Annotated in this window: 2 protein-coding genes and 1 pseudogene; all 3 read left to right on the plus strand. The window is 58.6% G+C overall.

Features of this window, described 5'->3' with window-relative positions; all coding sequences use genetic code 11:
* Window positions 1-219 (plus strand): annotated as a pseudogene (locus O7A70_RS33570) (phytoene desaturase family protein); the annotation flags it as partial.
* Window positions 220-372: 153 nt separating this feature from the next.
* A complete protein-coding gene (locus tag O7A70_RS33575; RefSeq protein WP_337144171.1) occupies window positions 373-1,764 on the plus strand; it encodes an MmgE/PrpD family protein in 1,392 nt (463 codons plus the stop codon).
* A gap of 48 nt (window positions 1,765-1,812) precedes the next feature.
* On the plus strand, window positions 1,813-3,195 hold the full coding sequence (locus O7A70_RS33580) for an aminotransferase family protein (RefSeq protein ID WP_337144172.1): 1,383 nt from the start codon (window positions 1,813-1,815) through the stop codon (window positions 3,193-3,195).
* The last annotated feature ends 8 nt before the right edge of the window (window positions 3,196-3,203 follow it).

Here is a 3,203-nt window from a genome sequence, read left to right on the forward strand (position 1 = left end):
CTCAATATCCCCAGCGGTCATATCAATCATGGTGATATGACTATCGACCAGATGTTCTTTAAGCGACCGGCGGCTCACTATTCGGATTACCGTTCGCCGATCCGAGGCCTCTATCAATGTGGTGCCTCTTCCCACCCGGGAGGTGGTGTCTCCGGGGTACCCGGGCACAATGCAGCCCGTGAAATCCTCGAAGATCTTGGCAAGCGCAATGCTTTTTAGAATCCCAGAGAAGCAGCATAAAGAACCAGCGGACTCCATAACGAACGCATGCTCCTGCGTCGCGCAGTCCCAAGCTACATTGCACGCCATGAGCCAACAGAGACTCGCCTCGTCTAAACAGCCTTCCACTCGGAGTTCCGTTCGGAGCTGGGATTGCCGGAAGAAGCGGATATGTCGTTGACACAGCAGATCGCCCGGTTGGTCGCCGGGGTCACGTACAATGGCCTCCCCGACACGGTACGGGATAAGGCCAAGCTTCTCCTGCTCGACCATATTGGATGTATGGTTGCCGGGAGCATCACTGGCGGAGCCAGAAAAATGACCGACTATCTGGCGGGAACAGATGGCGGCGGCCCGAGTACCGTGTTCGGCACAGCCTTGCGCCTAAGTCCCGCTAATGCCGCGCACGCGAATGCCACCAGCGCCAGCATGTTAAGCTTGGACGATTCTTATGTCCTGTTCGGACACCCGGGGGCCTCGATCATCCCCGCCGCACTCGCGGTCGCCGAGCAGGGCGGAAAATCCGGCAAGGATTTGATCGCCGCAGTGGTGTGCGGGTATGAGATGTCTCTGAGGCTCGGTACGGCACTGCGTCCGACCGAAACGCGTGACCGGCAGGTCAAGGGGCTTGCCACCTGGCAGATATTCGGTGCCTGCAGCGCCGCGAGTCTGCTCCACGACTTCGACGAAGTTAGCGTCGCCGATGCATTCGGCCTTGTTCCCATGCATGCGCCGCTGCCTTTCCTGCGGAAATTCCACTCTCGGCCGATGAATCTTCTCAAGAACAACTACGGTTGGGCTAATAAAGGGGCCATCACGGCGGTCGACCTGGTGCGTGCGGGCTTTCACGGCAACCGCACAATCTTTGATGGTGACGACGGCTTTTGGGCTATGGCCGGTTCCAACCAGTTCGCCTCAGCAGAGCTTACCGCCAATTGGGGCGAGCGCTTTTTCATCCTTGATACGGGATTTAAACCATATGGCGTCTGCCGGTGGATCCATACCACCATCGACGCACTGCGGACGTTGCTTCATCACCATGGCTTCGGACGTGCGGACGTAGCCGATATCCATGTGGAGACTGTCGGCGAGTTTGTGCAGGAATTCAATGGCCCTTGGCCTGGGTCCACGATGGAGGCGGCCTTTCACATCCCCTACGCGGTCGCGCTGGAATTTCACGACAAGTCTTCTACCAAAGGCCTTCGAGACGAAGATCTCGACCACCCTGGCCTTAAACAAACAGCTGCGCTTGTGCGTCTGTCAGCTCTGAGCGGCGCCGACGACAAGTTCTACGCAAAGCGGCTTTTGCCGTCGCGCGTGACTGTCTGCCTGAAGGACGGCACAAAGCTGACGGCCGAAGCGGAAGTGCCGACCGGCGCACCGGGGGGGCCTGAATTCGACCGGCCGGAAGTTCAAAGCAAATTTCTGGCGATTACGACGCCGATCCTTGGTGAGGTCACAGCGCTGCGACTTGAGGCGGCCATTCTCGACATGGAGAACCAGTCGGTCCGCGACGTGCTCGAATACGCTGCTATCGGAAGCTGACAAATCATAGCCGTCCCTCCCCCTCGTTCGCCAAACAGGATGTGCAACATGGATAGCCAAAGCGCCACCGAAGCGAAGTCGGCAAAGAGAGAGTCTTCGGCCAAGGCATTCTACGCCGGGCGCGGTGTAACCGAGACTCTAACGGTGTCGCACGCGAAGGGAATCTTTTTCTGGGACACCAATGGAAAACGCTACCTCGATGGCTCGTCAGGGGCGGTGGCCGCCAATATCGGCCATGGTAACGAGCGCGTAAGGGATGCGATGATTGATCAGGCGAACCGCATCAGCTATGTAGTTCGAACTGCCTTCACAAGTGATGCGACAGACGAGCTCTGCAGAATTATCTCCGAACTGGCCGGACCAGGATTTGACCAGACCTTCCTGGTTTCCGGTGGATCCGAAGCGGTGGAATCGGCTCTGAAGCTGGCGCGGCAGTACGCCTATGTGTCCGGTCAGCCGAAGCGATGGAAGGTGCTGGCGCGGCTGCCAGGCTATCATGGGGCGACTTTAGGCGCGGCCGCAGTGACCGGCGATCCCGACCGGGATGCCATGTTCGGGCCCATCATGCAGATCATGCCCAAGGTTCCTGCGCCGCTCAACTACCGGAGGCCGGATGGGTTCACGGCCGAGTCCTATGCGGACCATTGTGCGGACGCCCTTGAACGGCAGATCCTTGAAGAGGGCGAGGAGACCGTCCTCGCGTTCATTATGGAGCCCGTAGGCGGCATTGCAACTGGGGCGCTGGTTGCACCTGATAGCTATTATCGCAAGGTCCGCCAGATTTGCGACCGCTATGGTGTTCTTCTGATCTATGATGAAGTTATGTGCGGCGCGGGCAGGACGGGCACGTTCCTAGCCGCCCATCACTGGCCGGACGGTCTGCCCGACCTTGTTGTCTGCGCAAAGGGACTCAGCGCTGGCTATACTCCCCTCGGCGCGATGATCGCGCCCAACCGAATTGTCGACAAAGTAGTCGAATCCGGCGGTTTCCTTCACGGTCATACCTACTCGGGTAATCCGCTGTCGTCGGCGATCGGAGTTGCAGTGCTCAAGGAAATGCTTGAGCACAACCTAATGGAAAATGCCACCCGCATGGGCGAACTGCTCCGTCAGCGCCTCAGCGCCCTGCAGGGCCAGAGCCGAACCATCGGGGATGTCCGGGGTCTCGGCTTGCTCAATGCGGTGGAAATTGTCCAGGACAAGGCAACCAAAGCCGTTTTCCCGGCATCGAAGCAGGCTTCATATAGAATTTCCGACATCGCGCGGTCACTTGGGCTGCACCTGTACGCACGACGCACCGCCAGCGGTAAGTACGGAGAATGGTTTATGGCCGCCCCTCCCCTCACAATCACCGAACCGGAAATCGATCTCTTCATGGAGCTCACGACGGAAGCGTTCCGCATCTTCGAAAGTGAAACACATGAGCATTAGGCTGAATC

Source organism: Mesorhizobium sp. Cs1299R1N1, assembly GCF_037179655.1.
Lineage (GTDB): Bacteria > Pseudomonadota > Alphaproteobacteria > Rhizobiales > Rhizobiaceae > Mesorhizobium > Mesorhizobium salmacidum.